The organism is Lacinutrix sp. MEBiC02404 (assembly GCF_053601575.1).
Genome location: NZ_JBSHNV010000206.1, coordinates 159,217 through 184,182 on the forward strand (window position 1 = coordinate 159,217; position 24,966 = coordinate 184,182).

23 protein-coding genes are annotated in these 24,966 nt (G+C 30.2%); 14 read left to right on the forward strand and 9 right to left on the reverse strand.

Annotated features, from left to right (window positions below; translation table 11 throughout):
- Positions 1–275: 275 nt before the first annotated feature.
- Together ACVCXO_RS12950 and ACVCXO_RS12955 are read left to right on the forward strand one after the other, a co-directional pair.
- Positions 276–1,550 carry a hypothetical protein gene (locus tag ACVCXO_RS12950; protein ID WP_452230011.1) on the forward strand — a complete coding sequence of 425 codons (1,275 nt, stop codon included), beginning with the start codon at positions 276–278 and terminating at the stop codon, positions 1,548–1,550.
- Positions 1,551–2,771, forward strand: coding sequence for a zinc metalloprotease (locus ACVCXO_RS12955; RefSeq protein ID WP_452230012.1), 1,221 nt, complete (start codon positions 1,551–1,553; stop codon positions 2,769–2,771). It abuts the gene before it with no gap.
- A 69-nt stretch (positions 2,772–2,840) separates the two neighbouring features.
- Here ACVCXO_RS12955 and ACVCXO_RS12960 read toward each other — a convergent pair whose 3' ends face one another.
- Genes ACVCXO_RS12960 through ACVCXO_RS12980 form a run of 5 tightly spaced genes read right to left on the reverse strand, consistent with a single transcriptional unit; the run spans position 2,841 to position 5,952 of the window.
- Entirely contained in the window at positions 2,841–3,260 is a 420-nt protein-coding gene (locus tag ACVCXO_RS12960) for a hypothetical protein (RefSeq protein ID WP_452230013.1), read from the reverse strand.
- Between the two features lie 4 nt (positions 3,261–3,264).
- Positions 3,265–4,473, reverse strand: coding sequence for a nucleotidyltransferase domain-containing protein (locus tag ACVCXO_RS12965; protein ID WP_452230014.1), 1,209 nt, complete (start codon positions 4,471–4,473; stop codon positions 3,265–3,267).
- A 2-nt stretch (positions 4,474–4,475) separates the two neighbouring features.
- Positions 4,476–5,303, reverse strand: coding sequence for an SMODS-associated NUDIX domain-containing protein (locus tag ACVCXO_RS12970; RefSeq protein WP_452230015.1), 828 nt, complete (start codon positions 5,301–5,303; stop codon positions 4,476–4,478).
- Entirely contained in the window at positions 5,287–5,703 is a 417-nt protein-coding gene (locus ACVCXO_RS12975) for a lecithin retinol acyltransferase family protein (RefSeq protein WP_452230184.1), read from the reverse strand. Before ACVCXO_RS12975 ends, ACVCXO_RS12970 begins: the two co-directional genes overlap by 17 nt.
- Before the next feature lie 27 nt (positions 5,704–5,730).
- Positions 5,731–5,952 carry a hypothetical protein gene (locus tag ACVCXO_RS12980; protein ID WP_452230016.1) on the reverse strand — a complete coding sequence of 74 codons (222 nt, stop codon included), beginning with the start codon at positions 5,950–5,952 and terminating at the stop codon, positions 5,731–5,733.
- Positions 5,953–6,026: 74 nt separating this feature from the next.
- Here ACVCXO_RS12980 and ACVCXO_RS12985 point away from each other — a divergent pair, with 74 nt between their 5' ends.
- The 10 genes from ACVCXO_RS12985 to ACVCXO_RS13030 all read left to right on the forward strand — a co-directional run bounded on the left by ACVCXO_RS12985 (position 6,027) and on the right by ACVCXO_RS13030 (position 16,490).
- A complete protein-coding gene (locus ACVCXO_RS12985; protein ID WP_452230017.1) occupies positions 6,027–6,611 on the forward strand; it encodes a hypothetical protein in 585 nt (194 codons plus the stop codon).
- Positions 6,608–7,009 carry a hypothetical protein gene (locus ACVCXO_RS12990; protein ID WP_452230018.1) on the forward strand — a complete coding sequence of 134 codons (402 nt, stop codon included), beginning with the start codon at positions 6,608–6,610 and terminating at the stop codon, positions 7,007–7,009. The genes ACVCXO_RS12985 and ACVCXO_RS12990 overlap by 4 nt, the downstream gene beginning before the upstream one ends.
- Positions 6,993–7,805, forward strand: coding sequence for an ImmA/IrrE family metallo-endopeptidase (locus ACVCXO_RS12995; RefSeq protein ID WP_452230019.1), 813 nt, complete (start codon positions 6,993–6,995; stop codon positions 7,803–7,805). The genes ACVCXO_RS12990 and ACVCXO_RS12995 overlap by 17 nt, the downstream gene beginning before the upstream one ends.
- A gap of 1,117 nt (positions 7,806–8,922) precedes the next feature.
- Entirely contained in the window at positions 8,923–9,945 is a 1,023-nt protein-coding gene (locus tag ACVCXO_RS13000) for a CBASS oligonucleotide cyclase (RefSeq protein ID WP_452230020.1), read from the forward strand.
- A gap of 2 nt (positions 9,946–9,947) precedes the next feature.
- Entirely contained in the window at positions 9,948–10,439 is a 492-nt protein-coding gene (locus ACVCXO_RS13005) for an HORMA-1 domain-containing protein (protein ID WP_452230021.1), read from the forward strand.
- The gene (locus tag ACVCXO_RS13010) at positions 10,433–11,305 is read left to right on the forward strand and encodes an AAA family ATPase (RefSeq protein ID WP_452230022.1); all 873 of its coding nucleotides are present in this window, start codon (positions 10,433–10,435) and stop codon (positions 11,303–11,305) included. The genes ACVCXO_RS13005 and ACVCXO_RS13010 overlap by 7 nt, the downstream gene beginning before the upstream one ends.
- A 1-nt stretch (position 11,306) precedes the next feature.
- Complete coding sequence (locus ACVCXO_RS13015) at positions 11,307–12,854, forward strand: SAVED domain-containing protein (protein ID WP_452230023.1); 1,548 nt, start codon at positions 11,307–11,309, stop codon at positions 12,852–12,854.
- Between the two features lie 11 nt (positions 12,855–12,865).
- Positions 12,866–13,309, forward strand: a complete 444-nt coding sequence (locus ACVCXO_RS13020) for a hypothetical protein (protein ID WP_452230024.1) — start codon at positions 12,866–12,868, stop codon at positions 13,307–13,309.
- Positions 13,310–14,456: 1,147 nt separating this feature from the next.
- Entirely contained in the window at positions 14,457–15,077 is a 621-nt protein-coding gene (locus ACVCXO_RS13025; protein WP_452230025.1) for a YqaA family protein, read from the forward strand.
- 153 nt (positions 15,078–15,230) lie between these two features.
- Positions 15,231–16,490 carry a mechanosensitive ion channel family protein gene (locus ACVCXO_RS13030; protein ID WP_452230026.1) on the forward strand — a complete coding sequence of 420 codons (1,260 nt, stop codon included), beginning with the start codon at positions 15,231–15,233 and terminating at the stop codon, positions 16,488–16,490.
- Positions 16,491–16,629: 139 nt separating this feature from the next.
- Here ACVCXO_RS13030 and ACVCXO_RS13035 read toward each other — a convergent pair whose 3' ends face one another.
- Positions 16,630–17,091 (reverse strand): cold-shock protein, encoded by a 462-nt coding sequence (locus ACVCXO_RS13035; protein WP_452230027.1) that lies wholly within the window; start codon positions 17,089–17,091, stop codon positions 16,630–16,632.
- 110 nt (positions 17,092–17,201) lie between these two features.
- Positions 17,202–18,140 (reverse strand): pyridoxal-phosphate dependent enzyme, encoded by a 939-nt coding sequence (locus ACVCXO_RS13040; protein ID WP_452230028.1) that lies wholly within the window; start codon positions 18,138–18,140, stop codon positions 17,202–17,204.
- A gap of 296 nt (positions 18,141–18,436) precedes the next feature.
- Between ACVCXO_RS13040 and ACVCXO_RS13045 the strand changes: the two genes are divergently transcribed.
- Entirely contained in the window at positions 18,437–20,728 is a 2,292-nt protein-coding gene (locus ACVCXO_RS13045; RefSeq protein ID WP_452230029.1) for a DNA topoisomerase 3, read from the forward strand.
- 961 nt (positions 20,729–21,689) lie between these two features.
- Here the strand turns inward: ACVCXO_RS13045 and ACVCXO_RS13050 are convergent.
- On the reverse strand, positions 21,690–23,246 hold the full coding sequence (locus ACVCXO_RS13050) for a DEAD/DEAH box helicase (protein WP_452230030.1): 1,557 nt from the start codon (positions 23,244–23,246) through the stop codon (positions 21,690–21,692).
- An 82-nt stretch (positions 23,247–23,328) separates the two neighbouring features.
- Positions 23,329–24,021: a hypothetical protein gene (locus ACVCXO_RS13055; RefSeq protein WP_452230031.1), complete on the reverse strand. Its 693-nt coding sequence runs from the start codon at positions 24,019–24,021 to the stop codon at positions 23,329–23,331.
- A gap of 527 nt (positions 24,022–24,548) precedes the next feature.
- Here ACVCXO_RS13055 and ACVCXO_RS13060 point away from each other — a divergent pair.
- A complete protein-coding gene (locus tag ACVCXO_RS13060; protein WP_255564088.1) occupies positions 24,549–24,683 on the forward strand; it encodes a hypothetical protein in 135 nt (44 codons plus the stop codon).
- Positions 24,684–24,966 lie beyond the last annotated feature (283 nt).

Genomic DNA, 24,966 nt, shown 5'->3' on the forward strand with positions numbered 1-24,966 from the left:
ATGGAACACTTTTTTTACGAAACGACGTCAAGTCCTACGAAGCTTTTTCTGCGAAGTAGGATAGGAGAGAAGTGAAATGTGTGTGGAATGGCAATTGAAATATTTTTCTTATATTTATATCAATCATTAATATTTAGTGATTAACCTCTCCCTTTTGCAATTTTAATAGCGCATTATTAGCAAATCAAAAATACCTGCTATTGGGTATTTCAGTAATTATTAAATCTGATTACTTTGCTACATGTAACGATATTAACTATTAAAATTGTAATCCAATGAAATATCCAAGACCAACTATTTTAACAATTTTTATTACTTTATTTACAATTGTTACTTATTCCCAAACAATTCAAATTTACCATGGATTGAAAGGAACAACAACAATAATTGATAATGAAAAAAAGAGTAAATTTTCGTACCATCAAGGTGATGAAATTACGATTGAGGTTATTAATGCACATCCTGCATTATACACTTATGAATTTAATAATGAAGAAATAGAAATTACTGACCCTGATGCACCAGACATAACTGGACTTATATCTGTATTAACAACTAATTTAAAAATTGATTCTGGTGACAAAGCAAGTTCCAGAATATCTGGAGGAACAACAAATTGGCCAACATTATACTCAACTAAAATTAAAGAATTTAAAGAGGCAATTAAGAAAGCAGATGAAATAATAAGAGCATCTGATACACCAAAAAACATAAACGATGCACGATTATATTCTACAAATGGAGGTTTTCTTTATGCACAAAAAGAACTGAAAAAAATTGAATTGATTCAAATTGAAGATTTAAATAAATATGTTGAGGATTGGAAAAATAAAGTTAAAAGCGATGAGGCACCATATTTCTATGATAAAACGGTTGAATTGGAACTAACATTAATGGAATTATATGATAATCATATCCAGACTTTGGCGAATAGAATTATTGAAATTAAGAATTCGTATGGAAATGATGTAAGTACTACTAAAAGTTATACCATTACTTTAAATTCAAAAATAAATAAAATAACTCTTAATGTAAAAGCAAAAAACGAAAACATTAATATTCGTGAAACTGGAGAGGAATTAATTACCATCGAACTTACACCATATTTTAAAAGACCAATTTTAGAGTTAGTACCAATGGCACTTATGCATAAATCCAAAGATGGGAAGTTGTTTTCTATTGAAAATGGATTAATTAATGAAGCTAGCAATGAAGAATTTAATTTTAGTGTTGGTGCAACGCTAAATCTTAATCTTTTAAACTGGGGAGAAAAAAAAGAGTTTTCTTTAGGAACAGGAATTGGATTCGCTCTTGCTGAAGATAAACTTGACAATTTTTTCTTTAACGCTAATGTAAATTATAGAAACTGGGTTAGGTTTGGTGTTGGTTATGGTTTCTTACGGACAGCAACTGGATTAAAAAATGATTTAAAAGCAGGTGACGCTGCTACTAACATATCTGATATATCTGATGTTATAACTTTTGAAAGAAAACCTGCTATATTCTTCACATTTGTTATTCCTGGTTTATCACTTCCAATAAGTAAATAGATGAAAAAATTAGTATATTTTTTGCTTGTATTAACGCTTTTTTTTCAATGTAAGAATGCTGAAAATCGTAAAAGTTTAGAAAACGAAATAAATAAAGTTGAATTAAAAGGAATTGACTCTACTACTTATGAAGAAATTTACACGATTTCTGAAAATTATGAAATAGAAGATTTATCACCAAAAATAGAAAAATCTGAAGTTCAAAAAAATAGTTTTAAATCTATTTTGAATTACGAAAAAACAACATTGAAACAATGGGTGGCTTTACCTGAATATATGGATTCTATAACAACTTTTTCGTCTACTGATAATACTAATATTGTTAGATGTGCTACTATAGATAGAGCAAGTAAGAAAGCAAAAAGAACTCCTGTTTCAAATGTAGAAAAGAAAAATAGTTTCTTTTTATTCGGAATGGCTAAAATTCATATTCCTATTCATGTTCATGTTATCAATAATAATTTTGGCTATATGTTTAAAAATGATAGCCAGCTTAAGTCTATTAATGCTAGTGTTACTGAATCACAAATAAATAAACAAATTCAGGTGTTAAACAATGAGTTCAATAAATTTAATATATCATTTGAATTGACTTCAATTGATAGTATTAATAATACAAAATGGAATGTTTCTGGTGCTAAATTTTATTCTGATAAATTGCATGATGACATGGTTTATGATTTAGCTAAAGAACCTGAAACACATATGAATTTATATATAATAAATGGAAGAAATAATGGTTCACTACTTGGTGAAGCATCATTTCCATGGGATGATTCTTCAAGTAGATATGATGATTATGTAGTAATAAATTGTCGGACTATTCCTGGCGTATATGAAAAACAAAATTATATAAACAATCAAGGGAAAACATTAATACACGAAGTAGGTCATTATCTTGGATTGTGGCATACATTTCATGGAAGAGGAGATTGTAAAGATATTGCGAATAATGGTTGTTATTGGGGAGATAGAGTTACTGATACACCAGCTCAAAATGTTTGTTATGATGAATTTTGCGATTGTAATGGTAAGCCATGTGATTCATGCTTAGATGATCCAGGGAATGATCCTAATGATAATTACATGGGGTATATACCAGATAACTGCATGGACAATTTCACGACAGGTCAAATATCAAGAATTTTTAAATCGGTATACTTTCATCGTGAAACTTTTTTCTATGAGAATAGTTTAGACGAATTCGATTTTATAAATTAATTAAAAAGTTTTAGTCCTGATGTTTATGCAACAACTTAGTAGGAAAAAATAATATGTGTGGAATAAAAATTAATGCTTAAACTCTTTATCCAACCAAACACCATATTTTAACCACAACTCATAAGTAACAAGCCATTTTGAAATCCAAGGAATTGTATCTACAAAATTAAATTGCATACATGGAGACAAATCACTTGGATGATATAAACAAAGGCTATGGTTATTGTATAAATGTGGAACTTTCCTAAATTTAATTGCCTTATCTATCACAAAAATGTTTTCTTTTCTGCCTTTTTTGTTTGGGTCATACTCGAAAACTATTTCATAATTGTTTTTGCAACCTTTGGGCTTAATTTTCCCACCTCCAATAAGTTTCCCATCTTTAACAAATGATTTAATCCAATCAAAGTTATCCTCAATTAACTTTTGCTGAATGTGTACACTAATGAGGTCTTTTGTTATATCTAGCGGTCTATATTTTTTATTCATAATGCTACTCAATATCTCCAAAATTTCTATTTTCTTTACTTTTATAGCCTGTAGAACTGTTTACATTCCCTGATTTATCCACGAAAGCATTTCCAGACATTATTGTTACTCCAGCAGCTTCTAATTGATTCCCTTCATTTTTTGCTAACTCTTTTAATTGCTCTGTAAGGATTCCTTTAATTCTATCACTTCCAAACAATTCTTCAGCAACTCCAAAATCTCCATTTTTTAGTTTTTCCCATTTCTCCTTATAACTTTTAGCAAAAGCAATAAATTGATTGTAGTACTCTTTCTCTTTGTCCCATTTTTCAGTAAAATCTTCATCTGAATTTACTGGGTTCAAAACTTTTATTCTTTTATATACACCTTTGCTTTCAAATAAATATTGATAATCTGCATATCGTTTTACGATTTTATTTAAAACACTATCTATAGTTTGATAAATAGAAGACTCTCCTTCATATAATTCTCCGAAAATTGTAGTTAAAACAATACTTGAAGTTTTATGTTTTGGGTTTTTCTCAAAATAGATATCTCGATATCTTTTTGTTAATTGCACAGCTCTTTTAAGAGGTTCCTTGCTATAAACATCATCATTTGGTAATTCTTCTTGTTCTGCTTTTGCCTCATTTAAAGCGGAGAATGTTCTAAATGCTTTATTTAAATTTGAACTAGATATGGTTTCTGCTTTTTGAGTAAACCAATTTGCATAGCCTTTTGGATTTGAAGAAGTCCAAGAACTTAATTCTCTATCTGGAACCATAATTTTACTATCTCCAGAAATTACAATACAACCAGGAAGAACATCCATATGAAAATCTCCTACATAATCAATTCTAGCACATCTATTTTTCTTAACTAATTTCTCTTTATATGTGTCATTATTACTTAAAACTCTAATTAAGTGATTATATATTTCTGATGAAGTATAATTATAATAAGGATCTCTTATTTCAACAGTAATATCTAAATCAAATTCTTCTTTGCCTCTTGGTTTTACAGTTGTACCTATTGCTTTTGAACCTTGTGGATAAACTAAAAAATCAACTTTTGAAAAAAACACTTCATCTTTTTCTAGTATATCATATACCGCATTGTAAGCCGATTCCATTCTCTGTTTTCTTGTTTCATCTAATTCTAACGAAACTGCAATTCGTGTTAATATGTCTTCTCTTTGTAGACCATTTTCATGTAAATATTGTTGTAAATTCATTTTTATATAATGTGTTTAGTATGTTGTCCAATTCTTGTTTTACTATTATTAAAGCATTCCTTTTCAATTTCATCTCTAGTGACAAAAGCGTAATCATTTGTGATAGAATTGCTTGTCATTAATTTTTCTAATTCTTTAGTCTGTTTATTATTTAGTTCAACCGAGAAAATATTATAGATTAAAGTATGGTAAGTTTCATCTTTAAAGCGGTTTTCCTTAATTAGTAGTTTATCAACAGTTTTTATTTGTTCAGCATTTATAGTGCTGAAATTCTTTTTGCTAACAATTTTTGTTTCTACAAGCTCCTCAAAAAACTCTCTCCATATCCCAACTTCTCTATCTTTCCCAGATTTAAACCACTTAATGATTTGTGGCAAATATTTTGCTTTAACAAAAAAGCGTAAATCTTTTTGGTTTTTCTTATCAGATTTTGGTTCAGCTTCCCATTCTTTAATAATACATTTATTACCTACTAATTTGTACACACCACCAACAGGTTGATATTGATCAATTTTACTACCTCCTACCAATAAATACTTTTCGCTTCCGTGAAGTTTTATTCGTAAGAGGTAACTTAATGATACATATACTTTTTTATTAGGAATAAAAATAGAACAGTTCAATGCTTTCCAAAAATAGCGTCCATAAGAATTAATTATTTCATAAAAACCAACAACAGAAGATGTAACACCAGCTACTGCTAATCCAACAAGTATTTCTTTGTGAAAATCAGAAACATTAGTTAAAACAAAATATCTAACAAAAAGATAAATTGTAGATACAATGAGAATTACAAAGTATATTATAAGTCGTTTACCTTCTTTTCCCATTATTAACTTTTATTAATTTATATGTTAACCCTAAAACCAAAACAGACAATAAAATTTTGACTTGAACACTATTCTCTTTGCCTTTTTGTACCCAATTAGCAAAATGCTCACAGTTAAAATTTAGCAAACTGTATTTTTGACCTAATCTATGATATGCTCTATTTATCGCTTGGTTTCTTTGAAAATCTGTACCTTCAAATGGTTTTATTCTTACAGGCTCATAGTCTACTAATAAATCAGATAATTCTGATTCAGATAAAACTTTAACACCATCTTGAAGGTTTCCTATAAATGTTTCGTTTCCTACATAAACAACATAATGATTAAGTATTCTACCTAATCCATTTTTTTTTTTGCTACAATTACATCTGCTGGATATAATTGAGAATTCAATTGTAATTTTTTACTCATACTTTTTTATTTAAAATTATTTTTCTTTTCTAACTCCTTTAAATTTACCTCCAGATGTTTTTACGTCCATAAATTTTCCAGTTTCTGTATCTCGTTTTACATAAAGATTTGTTTTAGGGTTTAGTACTTGAGAGCGTTGTTTTACTGCTCCTTTTCTTGCGTTGTCTCCAATTGGTTTGTTTTTAGCCATTTTGTTTTTTTTAAAATTATTAATGCTATCTATAAGTACTATGCTCATAATATTTCATAATTTGCCATATGCATGGCGAAAAAATAAAATCCATGAGCATATAATAAATAGAAAGCGCTTCTATGTTAAAAATTAACAATGAAATATCTGAAGTCCTAAAAAATTGTGATATAGATAGCTTGATAAGAAGAATGCAAGCATTTACTATTAGCAAATTAGGATATAATAAAAAAAACTATGATGGTTTAGAACCATTAGATTTTGTATTCGCTGTATTTGAAAAGTCTCTTTCTGGTGTTAGAAATTGGGATAAAAATAAAATTGATTTTGAAGGTTTCGTTTTTGGGTCACTAAAAAGTGATATTTCTGCTTCAATTGAAAAGCAAAAAAGACGTAAAGAAATTCCCAATGAAGAAATTATAGATGAATCTTATATATTAGACCTCCCTGTATTTTCAGATGAAGTTGGATTTGAAGATACAACAATACAGAAAATAGATTACAAAACACAAAAACTAGACTTTTTAGAAAAACTAAAAGATTCAGAAGCAACTGACCTTGAAATATTAATCTTTGAGTGTTGGTGTGATGAAATATTCAAACCTCAAGAAATTGCTGATTTTCTTGAGTTAGATGTAGCCAAAATTTACAATGCCTTAAAACGTTTGCAAAAAAGGCGTAAGAACATTTTACAAAAAAAATCATGAGTAAATTAAAGAATAACATAGATAAAGGCGTCACAGAATTTTATTTAAATCTAGATGTTGATATTATTAAAGAATCTTTAAAAGATGATGGAGTAGATGTAATAAAAGAAGATGAGAAAATATCTAAATTCTCAAAGAGGATTAAGTTTATGAATAAAGCCATCGTAATAAAAGAAAAAACGGATAATTTATTAGAAACTATTGTTTCTAAATTTCAAGAAGCTATTGAAAATAATATTGATAAACCAATTGCTTCTCTTAAAAAATTAATTGAAGCTAAAGAGCTTTCAGTTCAATTCAGAAATTTAGATAAGTTGACTGAAGAAGAAATAAAAGAGATAATTAAAGGTAAAAATTTAGTGGACTTGATGGACGAATTAGATGGAGAAACTGATTAAATACACAAAAGGCTCTGCGTGTGCTAGAGATTTATTATGTGATAATGGATTTGATAATTTAATAGATTTCCCATTAGATTTATTTGCTAGTGGTTTAGGTGGTACAATTATACATAAACCAATGACCAATTCTGATGGACGTATCATTTTTGGAAAAAAAAACACAATTATTGAGATTAATGATGGTATTCTTTTTGAAGAAAAAAAAAGATTCACAATTGCACACGAAATAGGGCATTTAGTAATGCACAAAGGAATTGATATACACAATGATAATGAAGCAACTATGTCTTGGTTCAATAACAAGGAAAAACAAGCAAGAAATGGTAGAGTAGAGTATGAGGCAAATCAATTTGCATCAGAACTTTTAATGCCTAGCATAATTTTTTATGAAAAACAAAAAGGTAAAAAATTTTCACCAGAACTATTAAGAGATTTATCAAGTTATTTCAAAACAAGTCTTACTTCTGTTGCTTTTAAATATTTGGAGTTAGGAGATCATCCTATTTGTTTGTTTCATTCTTTTAATAAGGTTGTAAAATATTGGATGAGAAATGATGATTTTCCGCACTATATTATGGACAAGACTAAACTTGCACCACCTGAAGACTCTGTAGCAATGGAATATTTTGAGAAAGGAAAAATCCATATGAAAGGAAAATCCAAGCAACCTATATGGAAATCCACTTGGTTAGAATTGAAGAATTGGGAGAATGATAATGACTTCAATTTTTATGAGTTTTGTATAATAACGCCAGCATACAATACTGTTATTAGTCTTGTATGGGAAGATTGATTTTTAACATTATGTAAAATAGAATTCCGATATTAAACTTGGCCTCATAAAATTTTGGTCAAAACAATAGGAGAAATGAGCGTCCATATTTTAGGCTATACAAATGTAATTATCCTGTGGATGATTGTATTTGGATACAACACTTTACTAAAAGGCTACTTCAAATCGTATTTAGCTAAAAATGTACTTTGCGTACATTTTCTTAACGCTAAATAGTCTAAAATATAGCGAATGAACCGTTAATTGTTTCCAAAATTATATGCTGACTTGAATTTTTGTTTCTTTTGTTTCAAGACAAAAGATAATGAAAGATAAAAAAAAAGATTAATTTAAATTCTACATATAACAAGTGTATAGAAATTTATTTTTCTTAAATTTTATACTCTTGTGGCAATCCACGAGAATCGTCTAAATTTTTTTATTACGTACATTTTATTGAATACACGAATTTTCTAACGAAGCAAAACGCTAGCTTTTAAATCGCGCTGGCATGCGGTTGGAAATTGTGTTTAAAATAAATTGCAAGAGCAATTTTATTATAAAAAGCAATCGAGCGCATAGGCAGCGGATATTTTACATAACGACTAATTATAGTTCAAATTTTTAGTTCTGAAGCTTCTTGATAAATCGCGTATTTGAAAAAACTTGAACCATTGTACAGAATATTCAATTTATACGAGAAGTAAAATACTAATGTTTAATGACCCAAGTACAAACGTTTATTGTGAATACGACACATTGTGGGATATTTTACATAATATTGAATTATAGCTATCAAATTGTATAACATGTAATTTGTACTATAATGGCCCGCGTTATGTAACTTGAGCTTTGGTTAAAAGCGAAAGTAAATATTAAAGTTTTTTGAAAAAATTTATTCTAAAAGTTTATTCTATAATGTTAATAGAACACTTTTTATGCGACGACGTAGGAGGTAAGCGTAATATGTGTGGAATGACAATACTTTATATATTTTTAATTATACCTGACAGTATGACAATAATTATTGAATAACATCGATAATATTTACTGTTAATCCTTAATTTTTTGCGTAATTTTTTATGGCACAAAGATTGACTTCTTCAATGCGAAACTTAGAGCAATAAAAAAAAGAAAAATGAGTGAATTAAGTACATATAGCGTATTACATAAAAAGATAACGACCTTTGTTGATTGGGTAAAACCTGAATCAGAAAAACGAGATGAAATTAAAGAAAGATCAAACAAAGTACGAGAAAACATTAAAATTAAGGCAGAATCAAACGGCTACAATTTAGTTGTAGTTTCTACTCCTAATGCAGGTTCATTTACTACAAAAACTGGCTTAAGAAGACACTTTAGAGGTGATGCTGAAGTAGAAGGTCTTGATGTTGATTTACCTTTCGTAATTCAAGATAATCAAGATGGTTATGCATTATATAATTTATTAGATATTTTCCTTAGAATTGTTGATGATTGCTATCCAAACGTAGAAAAAGAGAAAACGAAAAGTTCAATTAAGCTTAAATTTCCTGATAAAATAAATTTAGACATAGTTCCGATGTTAGAAGCTGAGACTATTCACGAGCAAGTATTAATACGTTCTAACGGAGAAAAAATTAGAACGTCAGTTAAAAAGCATGTTGAGTTTATAAAAAAAAGAACTAACGCTAGTAATGATGAAGTTGGCAGAGTAAAATATAATGAATGTTTAAGACTATTCAAGTGGTGGAGAGACTCACAAGCAAATGATTCTTATACATTGGGTGGAGATAATTCTCCATCAAGTTTCTTAATTAATTTATTGACAGCCAAAGCTTTTGATAAATTGTCAGTAGAAAAAACTTATGCAGAAACCCTTGCTATGTGGTTTGGGTATTTAGCACATATGGTTAGATCAAGAGAACCTATTTTATTTACAGATTATAATACGCCAATTAAAGACCATAATTTATGGACTGTTATGGATCCTGTTAACCTAGAAAATAACGTTGTAAAGAATTGGAATTCATTAAAAATAGATGAATTGGCAAGTTGGTTAGAAGATGGAAGGGATAATTGGAGTAGAATAATAAGGTACGATTTAGAGAATGACGATTCTAAATCAATGGATCAATTAGTTGAAATTTTTGGTAATTCATTTAAAAATCACACAGTATAATTATGAGTACAAGTTACACGAGATCAGAATCATCAACATATACAGAAGCTAGAGCCAGATATGTTATGGGCAAAGTACAGGAAGATTTGTTAGGTTTAATGAGCAGAGGACTTATTAATTTAGACAGAGTTAATAGTATTAAAAAGGATGTTCTTTATTTATTAAATAAAGAAGCCTTAAAATATTTTCAACTACAATTTAAGACTCCTGAAGGAAATGAAGTCGGCGGATTACATTATGAAGTGCAATCGAGTGGTCAAATCCATTCCGATGAGGATTCCGGAAGAATAAATTATTGGTTATTATCAAGTGATACAAAAGTAAATTTATTAGTACAGCTCAATAGAAGTAGTGAAAATATTGACGAAGTAGATAAACAATTAGAAGAATGGGGTTGGGGAAATGGTAGTGCTTTAACAGGAACTCGTGAAGTTTTGAAATCATATTCTAAAGATGGATATGGCTTAAATCAAAGTAAAATTGGAACATGGTAAATTTATTTAATATTGACCATCCGAATAAAAACTCTAAAAAAGAGTATGCTGAACTAATTGGAATAGATGAAAATAAATCTAACTTACTTTCTTCATTATCCCTTTTATTAGATAGTAACAAAATTAAGGATTGGCAATCGAAACACCATAAAAAGGAAATATCTATAGTTAATCAGATTTATTCAGGTACTCCTTTGGTTATTTTATCTGGTGATGTAGGTTGTGGAAAAACAGCACTTGCACAATCTATCGCAACTCCATTAGCTATAAAATTAGAGAAGAAAATTACGGTTTTTGAAACACCATCTAATATAAGAGGTAGTGGATTAGTAGGTGAAATATCAAACAGAATAACGGAAGCTTTTGAGCAAGCCAAAAGAAAATTAGGTAAAGATAAATTTGGAATTTTAATTATTGATGAAGCAGATGACATTGCAACCAGTAGGTCACAAAATCAAGCTCATCATGAAGATAGAGCTGGTCTTAATGTGTTAATTAAACAAATTGACTTAATTCGAAAAGATGACATTAATCTTGCAGTTATCTTAATAACAAATAGAGTTGATACTCTCGATCCAGCTGTTAGAAGAAGGACATCATTGCATTTAATTTTTGAACGCCCGACTGGAAAAAAAGTAGATGAAGTTATTAAATATATATTGAGAGATATCGAATATGATAGTTCTAAATTTGAAAATATTGTAAGTTATATTCAAGATCAAGATATTCCATATAGTTTTTCTGATTTAATACATCGTGTTACGAAACAGGCTATTTACAAAGCCATTGAATTAGACTGTCCTTTTTCAGTTGATTTATTTAAAGCAAGTCTGGAAAACACAATACCATCTCCATTAATCGATTAATATGAATAAATTAGATAATAATATGCCCGAAGGACTAATAATAATAGCTCATTGTGTGCACGCAGAAATATCAGAAAAGGAAATTCTTGATGCTCTTCCGGATAATTTAAAAACTATACCAAGAAATTTTATTAAAATCTCTCCTATAAAAATAGATATAAAAGAGGCTTCTAATTTAAACTGGGATGATATATCTAGGAAACAGGTAAAGGAATTTGATGAAAAGGTTAAAATTAAATTAGACTTAAATCCAAATTATACTGTAGTATATGCTGGGTTTGCTCCCATACCTTTAATAGTACATTTAGGATCTTTATTTAGTAATTGGTCCAAAATTATATGTCTCTTTAAGCATCATGAAGACCATAAATGGTATTATTCTTTTGACACCATTAAACAATTGAATTATAGTGACATAAAGACTGAAGAACTAAATATAAATGCAGACACTCTCAATTTATCCGTATCTATTTCCAATAAAGTTTCAAAAGAATCATTAGAAGGGTTAAGTATAGATAGTGTAGGTGCAGAAATTAGCTTTGGATTAACTAATCCAGATTATGATATTCTTTCTAGCCAAAGAGATTTGGCAGATTTCGCTAATAAAACACATGAAATTTTAAAAAGCATTTCTGAAAACTATCCGAATGTTAATAGGATAAATTTGTTTGCTAGTTTACCAGTTGCATGCGCTTTTATTTTTGGAAGTAAAATTCAACCGAACGTTCATCCTCTTATACAAACTTTTCAGTATAATAGGACTGAAATTCCAAATTATGAAGCTGCAATACTTGTAAATACTGATTATGAAAATATAGATTATAAAAAGGTTCTTTTAGTTGTTGCTACTGAAATAGAAGCTAAAGAACTGCTCAAACAATCTAAAAGTTATGGTAAAAAACCACAGCCTAATGATTCATATGAAAAGCTGATTATTTGGAATCTTGGAAGAATCAATAATAGTGAATTGCTAATGGTAAAAACTGGCAATATGGGTTCTGGTGGTCCAGCTGGAGCAACACTTACAATTGGAGATGCCATTAAAAAAATATCTCCTGATTTTGTTATTATGCCTGGAATTGCATTTGGCCTGAAACAAAATAGTCAAGAAATAGGTACAGTTTTAACATCTAAACAAATTGAACCTTATGAATTAATGAAGGTTAAAGAAGATAATATAGAAATCAAAAGAAGTGATACAATACCTGCAAGTATACATTTGTTGAGTCGATTTGAAAACGCAGCTTTGCAATATGATGGAGACATACGATTTGGCCAAGTATTATCAGGAGAAAAGTTAGTTGATAATAAGTTACTAGTCGAAAAATTTATTTTGAAATATCCAGAAGCTATAGGTGGTGAAATGGAAGGAGCTGGTTTGGTAAGTGCTTGTCACAGAGAAGAAGTAGATTGGCTTTTGATAAAAGGAGTATGTGATTGGGGTTATGATAAAAATGCAGCTGGTATAGATAAGGAGAAAGACCAAGAGCTTGCTATAAGAAATGTTTGCGATTTTTTGTTTTATACTATTATGAATTTCAAATTATAGATAATAATAAAATGGAAGATTTTTTATGGTATAAAGTTTTATATTATTGGTGCTTTACAAAGAATCCTATAGGTTCTGGTCTTACAATTCCTTTTTTAATTGGAGTAGAGAAGAAGTTTGGTAGAGGAGAGGATTATGAAATTGATGACCTGTTAACAGAGTTCCATTCAATTGAAGGCGATTTTTCAATTACGATTAGTAATTGTCAAAATATCAATATTGATGTTTGCTGCTTAGATATACTTAATGAACAAGAAAAAGGGTACTACCAGAATTTTGGTTCAATATATTTAGAAGTAAATCATTATAAGGAATCAAAAACCTTTAATGACTTCAAATTAATTGTTATATCTGAATACATCTATTTTATTGAACAAAATAATTATTCCGTAAATAATGGTTTATGGAGTAATTTTACTGATGCTGACTTAAAATTGATTAATAACATTATGTAAAATAGAATCTCGATTTTAACTTGGCCTCATAAAATTTTGGTAAAACAATAAGGTGAAGTGAGCGTCGATATTTTAGGGGTTTAGTAATACAGTTTCTTAAATGTTTCAATTATACAAGGGATTTCAAAGCAATGTAAACGAGTTCCAATGTTTCCTAAAATATAGCGAATGAACCGTAAATTGTTTCCAAAAGTTTATGCAGCCTTGATTTTTTTGTTTCTTTTTTTATCAAGAAAAAAAGATAAGAATATTTTTAAAAAAGGATTAATTGAAGTTCTACAGTTAACAAGTGTATAGAAATTTTTAAGCAAGGATTTGAGCGAGGGAAAATTTTATACTCTTGTGGCAATCCACGAGAATCTCGTAAAATTTTTTATTACGTACATTTCCTTGAATCTGCGAATTTTCTAACGAAGAAAACTCTAGCTTTTAAATAGCGCTGGCATGCGGTTGGAAATTGTGTTTTAAATAAATTGCCAGAGCAATTTGATTTAATAAAACAATCGAGCGCATAGGCAGCGGATATTTTACATAACGACTAATTATAGTTCAAATTTCTAGTTCTGAAGCTTCTTGATAAATCGTGTATTTAAAAATACTTGAGCAATTGTACAGAATATGAAAGTTATGACAAAGCTTAAATATACTTGTAGCTAATGTTTAATGACCCAAGTACAAACGTTTATTGTGAATACAACAGATTGTGGGATATTTTACATAATATTGAATTATAGCTATCTAATTGTATTACATATAATTTGTACTATAATTAATATTATGTAAAATAGAATTTATAAGAACCACTATCTAGTTCCAATTCGTATTAAAAACATAGATACTTAATCTATATTTTTAATAGTATGTAAAATGGACTTTTTAAGAACTACTCTATAGATTTCATTGGTATTAAAAACATAGATATTTAATCTATATTCAGTATTTAATCTTTACTATTTCATACCACATTATGACAAATCCTTAATTACAAATAAACTAGCAAAACATTAATAAACCGTAAGAAATTCCTTTTAAACCATACTTTTAATGTTAAAAAAACGGTTTTTTAATCGATTAATTACGCTTTTAATCCGATTTGTATAGAATATTTGTATCTTGTTAATCCCAATAATACCTAAACCTTAACCTAATGAAACCTACAAGAAATCCTTCTAAAGTGGATAAAACGCGTCTACAAATAGTACATGAATACAACATATATTCCGGATTGTATCGTTTCATTCTAAAGGTCCTAAAAAAAGCAATACCCGTTTTAATGCTGCTAATCGGTATCCTTATTACGCTCAATCACTTTATAGATATTAATGCTTCCTTAGTCCATCTCACACAAGTATTACCCGTTTATGGCGTATTAGGTTTCTTTTTCATTTCCGAAACGATACTTGGTATTATACCTCCAGAAATGTTTATTGCTTGGGCAGGAAAAATGGGAACCCCATGGCTATTTCTTTCTATCTTATCCATTCTGTCTTATTTTGGTGGTTTATTAGCGTATGGCTTAGGGCAACTGTGTACTAAAAACCCAACTTTTCATAGGTATTTAGAAGTGAAAATGGAAAAACAGCTTGCCAATTCTAAAAAATGGGGCGGATTTCTAATTATTATAGGTGCATTATTACCTGTACCATTCGCAGTTTCTTGTATGACTGCCGGAATTATAAAATTTCCTTTTAAAAAAGTAATCCTTTATGGTTCGCTAAGAATCGTACGTATTTTTGCCTATGGAATCGTTGTTTTTAATTTACTGTAAATAGATACTCCTCGCCTTTTGGAACCTAGAATTCTATCTCCTATAGATTTTTAAAGTTCGCACTTTATCTACTCTAATTTTAAACGTTAATAAAAAATTAATCTATCGTATAGTCGTTAAACATAAAGTATTTTTGCAGTCTAATTTCAATACATGAATTCTTATAAAAATCTTTTATCATTCAAACATCTATTATACGATTACCTCATTAATTTAGGTTTATCGGAAAACACTGCCAAATACCTTAATATGCTTGGTTTATTAATCGCATTGTTTCTTGTGGTTTTTGTGATCGATTTTCTTATTAGAAAAATACTGATTAATGCCTTTAATGTTTTTGCAATAAAATCGAAATCAAAATTTGATAATATTCTTATTAAAAATAAAGTACCTCGTAATATTGCGCACATTATTCCGCTTATCATCGCTTTAGAGTTCATTCCTGTTGTATTTGACGATTTTCCTTTCCTAGAGAATATTATAGAAAAAGGGCTGCAAATCTTCGGTATTATATTAACACTTTGGATTGTGCGAAGTGTTTTAAAATCCATTAAAGATTATCTTAAAACACTTCCTCGTTTTAAAGATAAACCTATTGATAGCTACATTCAAGTAATTATGATTTTTGCCTGGATGGTTGGTCTTTTCTCCATTTTTGCCATTATTTCTGGTATTTCTTTTTGGAAATTTGTAACCACCATTGGTGCCGCTTCTGCTATTATTATATTAGTTTTTAAAGATACTATTCTTGGTTTTGTAGCTAGTATTCAAGTATCCATTAATGATATGGTTCGTATTGGTGATTGGATTTCCTTTGATAACTATGGCGCAGATGGTGATGTTATAGAAATTAATCTTTCTACCGTAAAAGTGCAGAATTTCGATATGACCATTACTACCATTCCAACCTATGCGCTTATTTCCGATTCGTTTAAAAACTGGAGAGGAATGAGTGATTCTGGTGGTAGACGAATTAAAAGATCTATTCTTTTAAAAGCAACAAGTGTGCACTATTTAACGGATGAAGGCGTTGAAAAGCTTAAAAAAATTGCACTTATTTCAGATTATCTGAAAGACAGAAAAAATGTGATTGACACCTATAATACAGAACATAATATAGATAAATCGGTATTAATTAATGGTCGTAACCTTACCAATCTTGGTGTTTTTAGAAAATATATACAGTCCTATATTGAAAACCATTCTGCCATTAATAAAGACATGACTATTATGACAAGGCAATTAGCACCAACAGCTCAAGGTTTACCGCTGGAAATTTATGCTTTTAGTAGTGATAAACGCTGGGCAAATTATGAATATATCATTTCTGATATCTTTGACCACAGCTTAGCAGCTGTTCCGTATTTTGATTTAGAAATATTCGAATTTACTACCGGAATTACAAAGGCCTAAAATAATTGTTTCGGTTCATGAGAAAATATGCTCTGCTCCGCTCCTTTCGCAACTTCAATTAAGAATACATCGATTGTTATATAAACTAAAAAAGCCTCTTAATGCATAAGAGGCTTTTTTAATATTGTCGCAATATAGATTATTTAAGTATTTTAACTTTTACTGCATTCATACCACGTTGTCCTTTTTCAAGTTCAAAAGAAACTCTATTACCTTCTGTAATTTGGTCTATTAAACCACTTACATGGCAAAAGTATTTTTCGTTGTTTTCAGAATCAATAATAAATCCGAAACCTTTTGAGGTATCAAAAAACGAAACGTTACCAGATCTAACTGGATCGAATGCTTCTTTATCTCCTTCTAAAGTTTTAGGAATACTTACTTCAATATTGGCAGCTTTTACTTTAACTTTTAAAGCAGGATCTGGAGGCGTATCTGTTAAATTACCGTTGTGATCTACGTATGCAAACTGAATTCCTTCTGTTCCATTTTCTTCTCTGTCCGATTTACGAGCTTCCATCTTCTTACGTTTATCCTCACGTTTCTTTAAACGTTTTTTTTCCTTCTCGCTTTTGTTAAATGTCTGTTGTGATTTTGCCATTAATTTACCTAAAATATGTTTTTACTCATTAATAAGTCCCAAAGATATTGATTTCCTTACTTGTAAGCAAAAATTACGGCTTACTTTTATACATGTATATGCATTTTTTTTTAAAAGGGTAATTTTTGTAAATCTACATTTCCACCAGAAAGTAGTATCCCTATCGTTTTATTTCTGAAAACATTCTTATTCTTTAAAACGACTGCCAAAGCCACAGCACTAGACGGTTCTACTACTATTTTAAGTCGTTGATAAATGAGCTGCATGGCTTCTAAAATAGCTTGCTCCTCGACGCAAATAATTTTATGTACATGTTTCTGTAAAATAGAAAAATTTATGGCTCCCAAATGGGTTCTTAAGCCATCTGCAATCGTATTTGTGGTTATATTTACTTCTATTTTCCCGCTTTTAAGCGATCTAAAAGCATCATTCGCTTCCGTTGGTTCTCCACCAATTGCCAAACAGTTTTTACTAAAATAATGGGTTGCCAACGCTGTTCCTGCGAGTAGCCCACCACCTCCAACAGGTGCAATTACCATTTCTAAATCTGGATATGCTTGAAGTAATTCTAAACAAGCAGTTGCATTACCATGAATTACATCCATATCATTGGAAGGATGTACAAAAGTGGCTCCTGTTTCTTTCGCTATTTTATCGGAAGTGCTTTCCCTAGCTTCTAAAGTAGAGGCACATGTTGTAATTTTCCCTTGATAACTTAAAACCGCATCCTTTTTTACTTGAGGCGCGTTTTCTGGCATCACAATATAGGCAGGAACACCTAAGTTTTTTGCTGCTAAAGATAATGCTTGTGCAAAGTTTCCGGAAGAATGGGTTACTACTCCGCTACTTCTTTGTGCTTCGGTTAACTGCAGAATAGCGTTGGTTGCTCCGCGCATTTTAAAAGCGCCCATTTTCTGAAAGTTCTCACATTTAAAAAATAAATTGGCGCCACAAATAGCATTAATTCCTTCCGAAGTCAATACAGGAGTTTGATGTATATATGGTAAAATACGTTGGTGGCTAGCTAGTATAGCTTCTTTGTGTTGCATAAAAAGGATATTAGTACTGCAAAATTCAGTAGCAACGAAATATAACCACAAATAATTATTCCATGAAATTATTAAAGTGTTAATATCCCATATATTCTATTTTATCCCTTCTAATATATTGTTTATAACTCCATAAAACGGATACGTCTTTTCACTTTAAATACTATTTTAATTTATGTATTTTGCAACTTCTAAAAATTATTAAAAGGAACCATTCATACCTGATTATAATAGTTTAATAAACGGTTTAAAGGAATACAATATGTGTCCTTTAATAAAAAATTAATAATATCTAAATGAAAGTCTGTATTGCCGAAAAACCCAGTGTTGCTAGAGAAATTGCTTCTGTTTTAGGAGCAAATACGAAGCGTGATGGTTACTATGAAGGCAATGGCTATGCAGTAACGTATACATTTGGACACCTTTGTACATTAAAAGAACCAAAAGATTACAAACCGTATTGGAAAAGTTGGGATTTAAACAATCTACCCATGCTTCCAGAGCGTTTTGAAACGAAGGTTTCTAAAGACGCTGGTATAAAAAAGCAGTTTAAAATTGTAAAGAGTTTATTTGATAAAGCAGATGTTGTAATAAACTGTGGGGATGCAGGACAAGAAGGAGAACTTATACAACGTTGGGTTTTAAATCAGGCAGGTTATAAAGGTAAAGTTGAAAGACTATGGATTTCCTCTTTAACCACCGAGGCGATAAAAGAGGGTTTTAACAACTTAAAACCATCCGAAGATTACGATAATTTATACTACGCAGGATTTTCTCGTGCGATTGGGGATTGGCTTTTAGGCATGAATGCAACACGTTTGTACACCGTAAAACATGGTGGTTACAAGCAAGTACTTTCTGTTGGGAGAGTGCAAACACCTACGCTTGCTATGTTGGTGAATCGCTTTAAAGAAATTGAAAACTTTAAACCACAACCCTACTGGGAATTGCAAACCATGTATCGCGATACTTTGTTTAGTTATGAAGAAGGACGTTTTCTTAAAATGGAAGACGGAGAAAAACTAGCATCTATTGTTAAGGAACATGATTTTGAAATTGTTTCCACGACTAAAAAAGCTGGAAATGAATATGCACCAAAACTATTTGATTTAACCGGTTTACAAGTATATTGTAATACGAAATTCGGATTTAGTGCAGACGAAACGTTAAAGATTGTTCAGAAATTATACGAACAAAAAGTAGTGACTTATCCAAGAGTAGATACTACCTTTTTACCAAATGATGTGTACCCTAAAGTACCAGGTATCTTAAAACATCTAACAAAATATGCAGCGTTAACAGAACCGCTTCATGGTAAGAAATTAAAGAAAACAAAAAAGGTTTTTGACGATAGTAAAGTTACCGATCACCACGCTATTATTCCTACCGGGCAGCAAATGAACTTGCAATACAATCAGCAACAAGTGTATGATATTATTGTCCGTCGTTTTATTGCTGTGTTTTATCCAGATTGTAAAGTATCTAATACTATTGTTGTTGGTAAAGCGGAAAAAGTAAAGTTTAAAACTACAGGAAAAGAAATTCTAGAAAAAGGGTGGCGCATTGTTTTTGAAACACCTAATGCTACTTCTAAAGAAACAGGAATGCTACCTACTTTTGTGAAAGGTGAAAAAGGGCCGCATGAGCCTTCTTTTTTAGAAAAACAAACCAAACCACCAAACCAATATACGGAAGCTTCCCTCCTACGCGCTATGGAAACCGCAGGAAAACAAGTAGATGACGATGAATTGCGTGAGATTATGAAAGAGAATGGTATTGGTCGTCCTTCTACACGTGCGAATATTATTGAAACGTTATTTAGAAGGAAATATATAAAGCGAAATAAAAAACAAGTGATTCCTACAATTACAGGAATTCAGCTGATTGATACCATTCAAAATGAAATGCTGAAATCTGCCGAACTTACCGGGAAATGGGAAAAACAGTTAAAAGATATTGAAAAAGGAACCTTTAGTGCTGGAAGTTTTATTAAACAAATGAAACAAATGGTAGATCGTTTGGTATACGAAGTTCGAAGTGAAACGAAGATAGCCAATATATCTTCCGTTAATAATAAACCTACTGGAACTGTAGCGAAGAAAAAAACGGTAAAAAAGGCATCAGGATTAACTTCTGAGAAATGTCCCAAATGCAAAAATGGTAGTATTATTAAAGGAAAATCGGCTTATGGTTGTTCCGAATTCAAGAAAACTTGCGACTTTGTAATCCCGTTTAAATTTGAAGGTAAAACCATTTCCGAAAAACAATATATTCGATTATTTCAAAAAGGATCTACAGTAAACTTAAAAGGATTTAAAACAGCTAGTGGAACAGCAGAAGGTTTACTGCGCTTTAATGAAAGTTTCCAATTGGTATTAGAACCAAAAAAGGCTGCTAAAGCTACCATTCCAGATACATTGACTTGTCCGAAATGTAAACAAGGAACCGTCATAAAAGGAAAAACGGCTTATGGATGTTCTGCTTACAAATCTGGTTGTGATTTTATATTTACTTTTGATGATTTAAGAAAGAAAGCTGGAAATGAAAAACTAACTAAAGAGTTAGTTTTTAAAATATTAAGCAGTTAATATATCCTGCAAGGTTTTTAAAACCTTGCAGGATTATAAAAAAAATATCTGGATGGTTTTTGCTGGCAAAGGATCTTCTATGCTACAAAATCAAAGTTTTTTTATAAGATTCCTGCCTTCGCAGGAAATCGGGAAATGAAAAACTAACTAAAGAGTTAGTTTTTAAAATATTGAGCAGTTAATATATCCTGTAAGGTTTTTAAAACCTTGCAGGATTATAAAAAAAATACCTGGATGGTTTTTGCTGTCAAAGCATCTTTTATTCTACGCAATTAACAATATTCTTTTATTAGATTCCTGCCTTCGCAGGAAATCGGGAAATGAAAAGCTCACGAAAGAATTGGTTTTTAAAATATTAAGCAATTAATATTTCCTGCCAGGTTTTTAAAACCTTGCAGGTATTATAAAAAAAAACCTAACTGATTTTTGCAGTCAAAGGATCTTCTATGCTACAAAATCAACGTTTTTTTTATAAGATTCCTGCCTTCGCAGGAAATCGGGAAATGAAAAGCTCACGAAAGAATTGGTTTTTGAAATATTAAGCAGTTAATATATCCTGCAAGGTTTTTAAAACCTTGCAGGTATTATAAAAAAAATACCTAACTGATTTTTGCAGTCAAAGGATCTTCTATGCTACAAAATCAAAGTTTTTTTTATTAGATTCCTGCCTTCGCAGGAAATAGGGAAATGAAAAGCTCACGAAAGAATTGGTTTTTGAAATATTAAGCAATTAATATATCCTGCCAGGTTTTTAAAACCTTGTAGGTATTATACAGAAAAGACCTGAATGGTTTTTGCTGTCAAAGCATCTTTTATTCTACGCAATTAACAATATTCTATGCTACAAAATCAATATTTTTTTCATAGGAAGTATAAAACAAAAAAAAACCAACTATATAGTTGGTTTTTAATGTATTAAAATACTTTATTTAAACTATTAAATAAAATAATGTTTTTGTATTTATTCTGGTTTTCTACCGTGAATTTCTTCAAAAACGGTATCAAAATTATCACGTAAATACGCACGAAGCTTTAGTCGGTAATCGTTCTTTAACCAATCGACAAAGTTGTACGTACTTTTACTAATACATTTGGTGTATCTGCCAATTCTGTAATCGATATCGTCGCCAAGCATTTTTGCAAGACCAAGCGCATCATAAACATCTTCTGAATTTTCAATACAAATTTTTGCATGATGAATTATAGAACGTTCTAAAACCACTTTAGAAGATTCTCCATTGGTTACAGAAGCAATATATGTTTTCTTAATATCGAAGTACACATCTTTAGAATTAGAAAATTCTGCACGAAGTTCTTCTGGCATTTCATATCTAAAAGCTTCTTCTAGCTCTTCGTCATTTACAAGACCATCTAAATAGAAATTAGGTGTTCTAAAAATACGTTGCCAGTCTAAATCTGCTCCCCAAGGTCCGAAACGGTGTAAATTATTTCCTAAATCAATAACTTGAAAAGTCGATTTATTCTTTAAAATACGAGATCCCCTACCAATCATTTGGTAGTACAGTGTTAACGACTTTGTAGCTCTATTTAAGATAATAGCTTCCACTGTTGGTTCATCAAAACCAGTAGTTAAGATACTTACAGAAGTTAAAACGGCATCTGGAGTTTCATGAAACCATTTTAAAATAGCTTTACGTTCTTTTTTAGTATTGGTATTATCTAAGTGAGCAACAGGATAACCTGCTCTTCTAAACGTGTCATAAACGTGTAAAGAAGTATTAATACCATTATTAAAGATTAGTGTTTTCTTTCCTTTACATCTTTCTTCATACGATTGAATAAGCTTAGAAAGCATATCGGTATTGGTATATAAATCTTCCGAAGATTTCACGGTATAATCCCCATTTGCACCAACAATTAAGGAAGTTAATCCTACATTATACGAATAGACTTCCGCTTGCGCTAAAAATTCATTTTGAATAAGATGTTCTATAGTTTCTCCAACAATAAGCTCATTATAGTTATCGTTCATTGGGAGCTTAATATTAGAACTTAAAGGCGTTGCTGTAACTCCTAGAATAAAGGACTTTTCAAAAAACTTAAAAAGTTTAGTAAAAGAATTGTAATGCGCTTCATCAATAATTACTAATCCGATATCTGAAATATCTAGTTTTCCTTCTTGTAATCTATTATTTAGCGTTTCTACCATTGCAACAAAGCAACCGTATTGTTCTTGATCTTCTAGATTTGCTTTACTACTTACAATTTTATTTTCTACACCAAAACCAGTAAGCATACTCGAAGTTTGCTTACACAATTCAATTCTGTGTGTCATCACTAAAACTTTCTTCTTGTGATGTTTTAAATATTGCCTAACAATTTCTGAAAAAATAACTGTTTTTCCACCACCAGTTGGTAATTGATATAACAAATGATAGTCTTCCGGAGCATCCTCGAATGCTTTAAAAATTTTGTTAATTGCACCTCTTTGGTAGCTGTAAAGGTCTTTTCCAGCTTTATTTTCTTCTTGTTCTGTTGTTGTAATAACGTTCCCCATAGTTTTTTAAGATGTGCAAAAATAACATCTTTTTGGTGTTTTTAAAGGGTATTTGGAAAGAAAGTTAAAAAATAAATGTTAATTATTCCTTTATAATGATAATAGAGGCTTTAACTCCCTTGGCTAAATTCCATTGATTTCCAGAAATAACATCCCCAAAATCATCTAATATTTGAAACTCTGCGGTATTCGGTGAAACCTGACCGGTATCTAAAGCTAAAAAGTCGATTTTATTAATGCCATCTACTAATTTAAATTTAAAACCACTGTAGTCTGGCGTTAATAGGACAGATGTTTTTACAACATCACCATTTATAAATACGCGAATATGATCGCCATCAAAAGCACCATAATCTCTATACACTATATTGATATTCTTGGACTTTGTTGTATGATCCCCAAAAAACTGTGTGGTTGTATTCCCTCTATATTGTTGTTCCCTTTTTAATTCGGTATAACTGGCATGTTTTTTAATTCGATCTTCATATAATTCCCCAGGATTACCAAATTCTTCTTTATTAAACATAGAAAACTCTTCTTTTGGTAAATCTGTAGGTTGATTTTGTTTAGGAACAGTTAAACCATTTATATTATCTTCCTTCGGAATAATAAAACCTTGGTTATTTATAGGTTTCCCTTCTTCTTTAACTTCTTCCTGTATTTCTCCTTGTTCACTTTCTATAACAGGAATAGTAACGGATTTTTGCTCACTATCTATTTGCGCTTGAAGCGTAAAACTGAATAAACATAAAATAATTAAAAAGAGTAATCGCATAATATATTGGAATAATTCTATTCTCTGATTTCAAAAATCGTTCCTAAGTTTCAAATTTCCTATTAAAATATACTCTTTTTGATTTATTTAACTACTTACTGCGCTTTTTCCCTATGCTTCTACTCTCTTTAACGTAAACAAATCAGTTCGTTTATGTTAAAAAATGTTAAATTACTATTATGTATTACCTAGTACTGTAACAATTTGAAATATGTGTCGTCTATTAGGTATAACAATCAAAAAACATATATCATGAGAACTTTAAACAACAATCAATTATCAGGAACTTTAAATACTACGAAAAGCCATACTTGGAACAGTAAAAGACGTTTTAGATAATTATTTCATAAAACCACATCAATCCATCAAAAAACAAATATTATGAGAACTTTAAACAACAACCAATTATCAGGAACTTTAAACAACACGAAAAGTCATGCTTGGAATAGCAAAAGACGTTTCAGATAAATATTCCTTCAAAGCATCAATCAATCAATCAATCAATCAATCAAAAAACCACCAGAATTATGAGAACATTAGCAAAATTATCTAAAAAAGTAAGTGGTATTGTAGAAGAGCAAAACCTTATAAATAGACATGTTATTCGTTTTTGTAATTCTAACACTACCCTTTGGAAAGGAACCAGCAGGTTCGCACATTAAAAGAATTAGTCACTCTTTAAAAAGCCAGTTAACAAACTATGTTAACTGGCTTTTTTTTGCTTTGTATGTGATCTTACAAAACAAATAGCTCTTCTCTTTATTTTAAAGAGGAGTTAAAATAATTCATTTTAAGCGTGTATTTTATACTAACTCTCCGATTCCGTAAAAACGGAACCACCTCTCTTTAACAAAAGAGAGGAGCCAGTTCTTAGAAAAAATTCTGTAAACATGTGGCTCTCCTCTTATTTAAAGAGGAGAATGAATTCTAGTTTTCCTTAGAAAA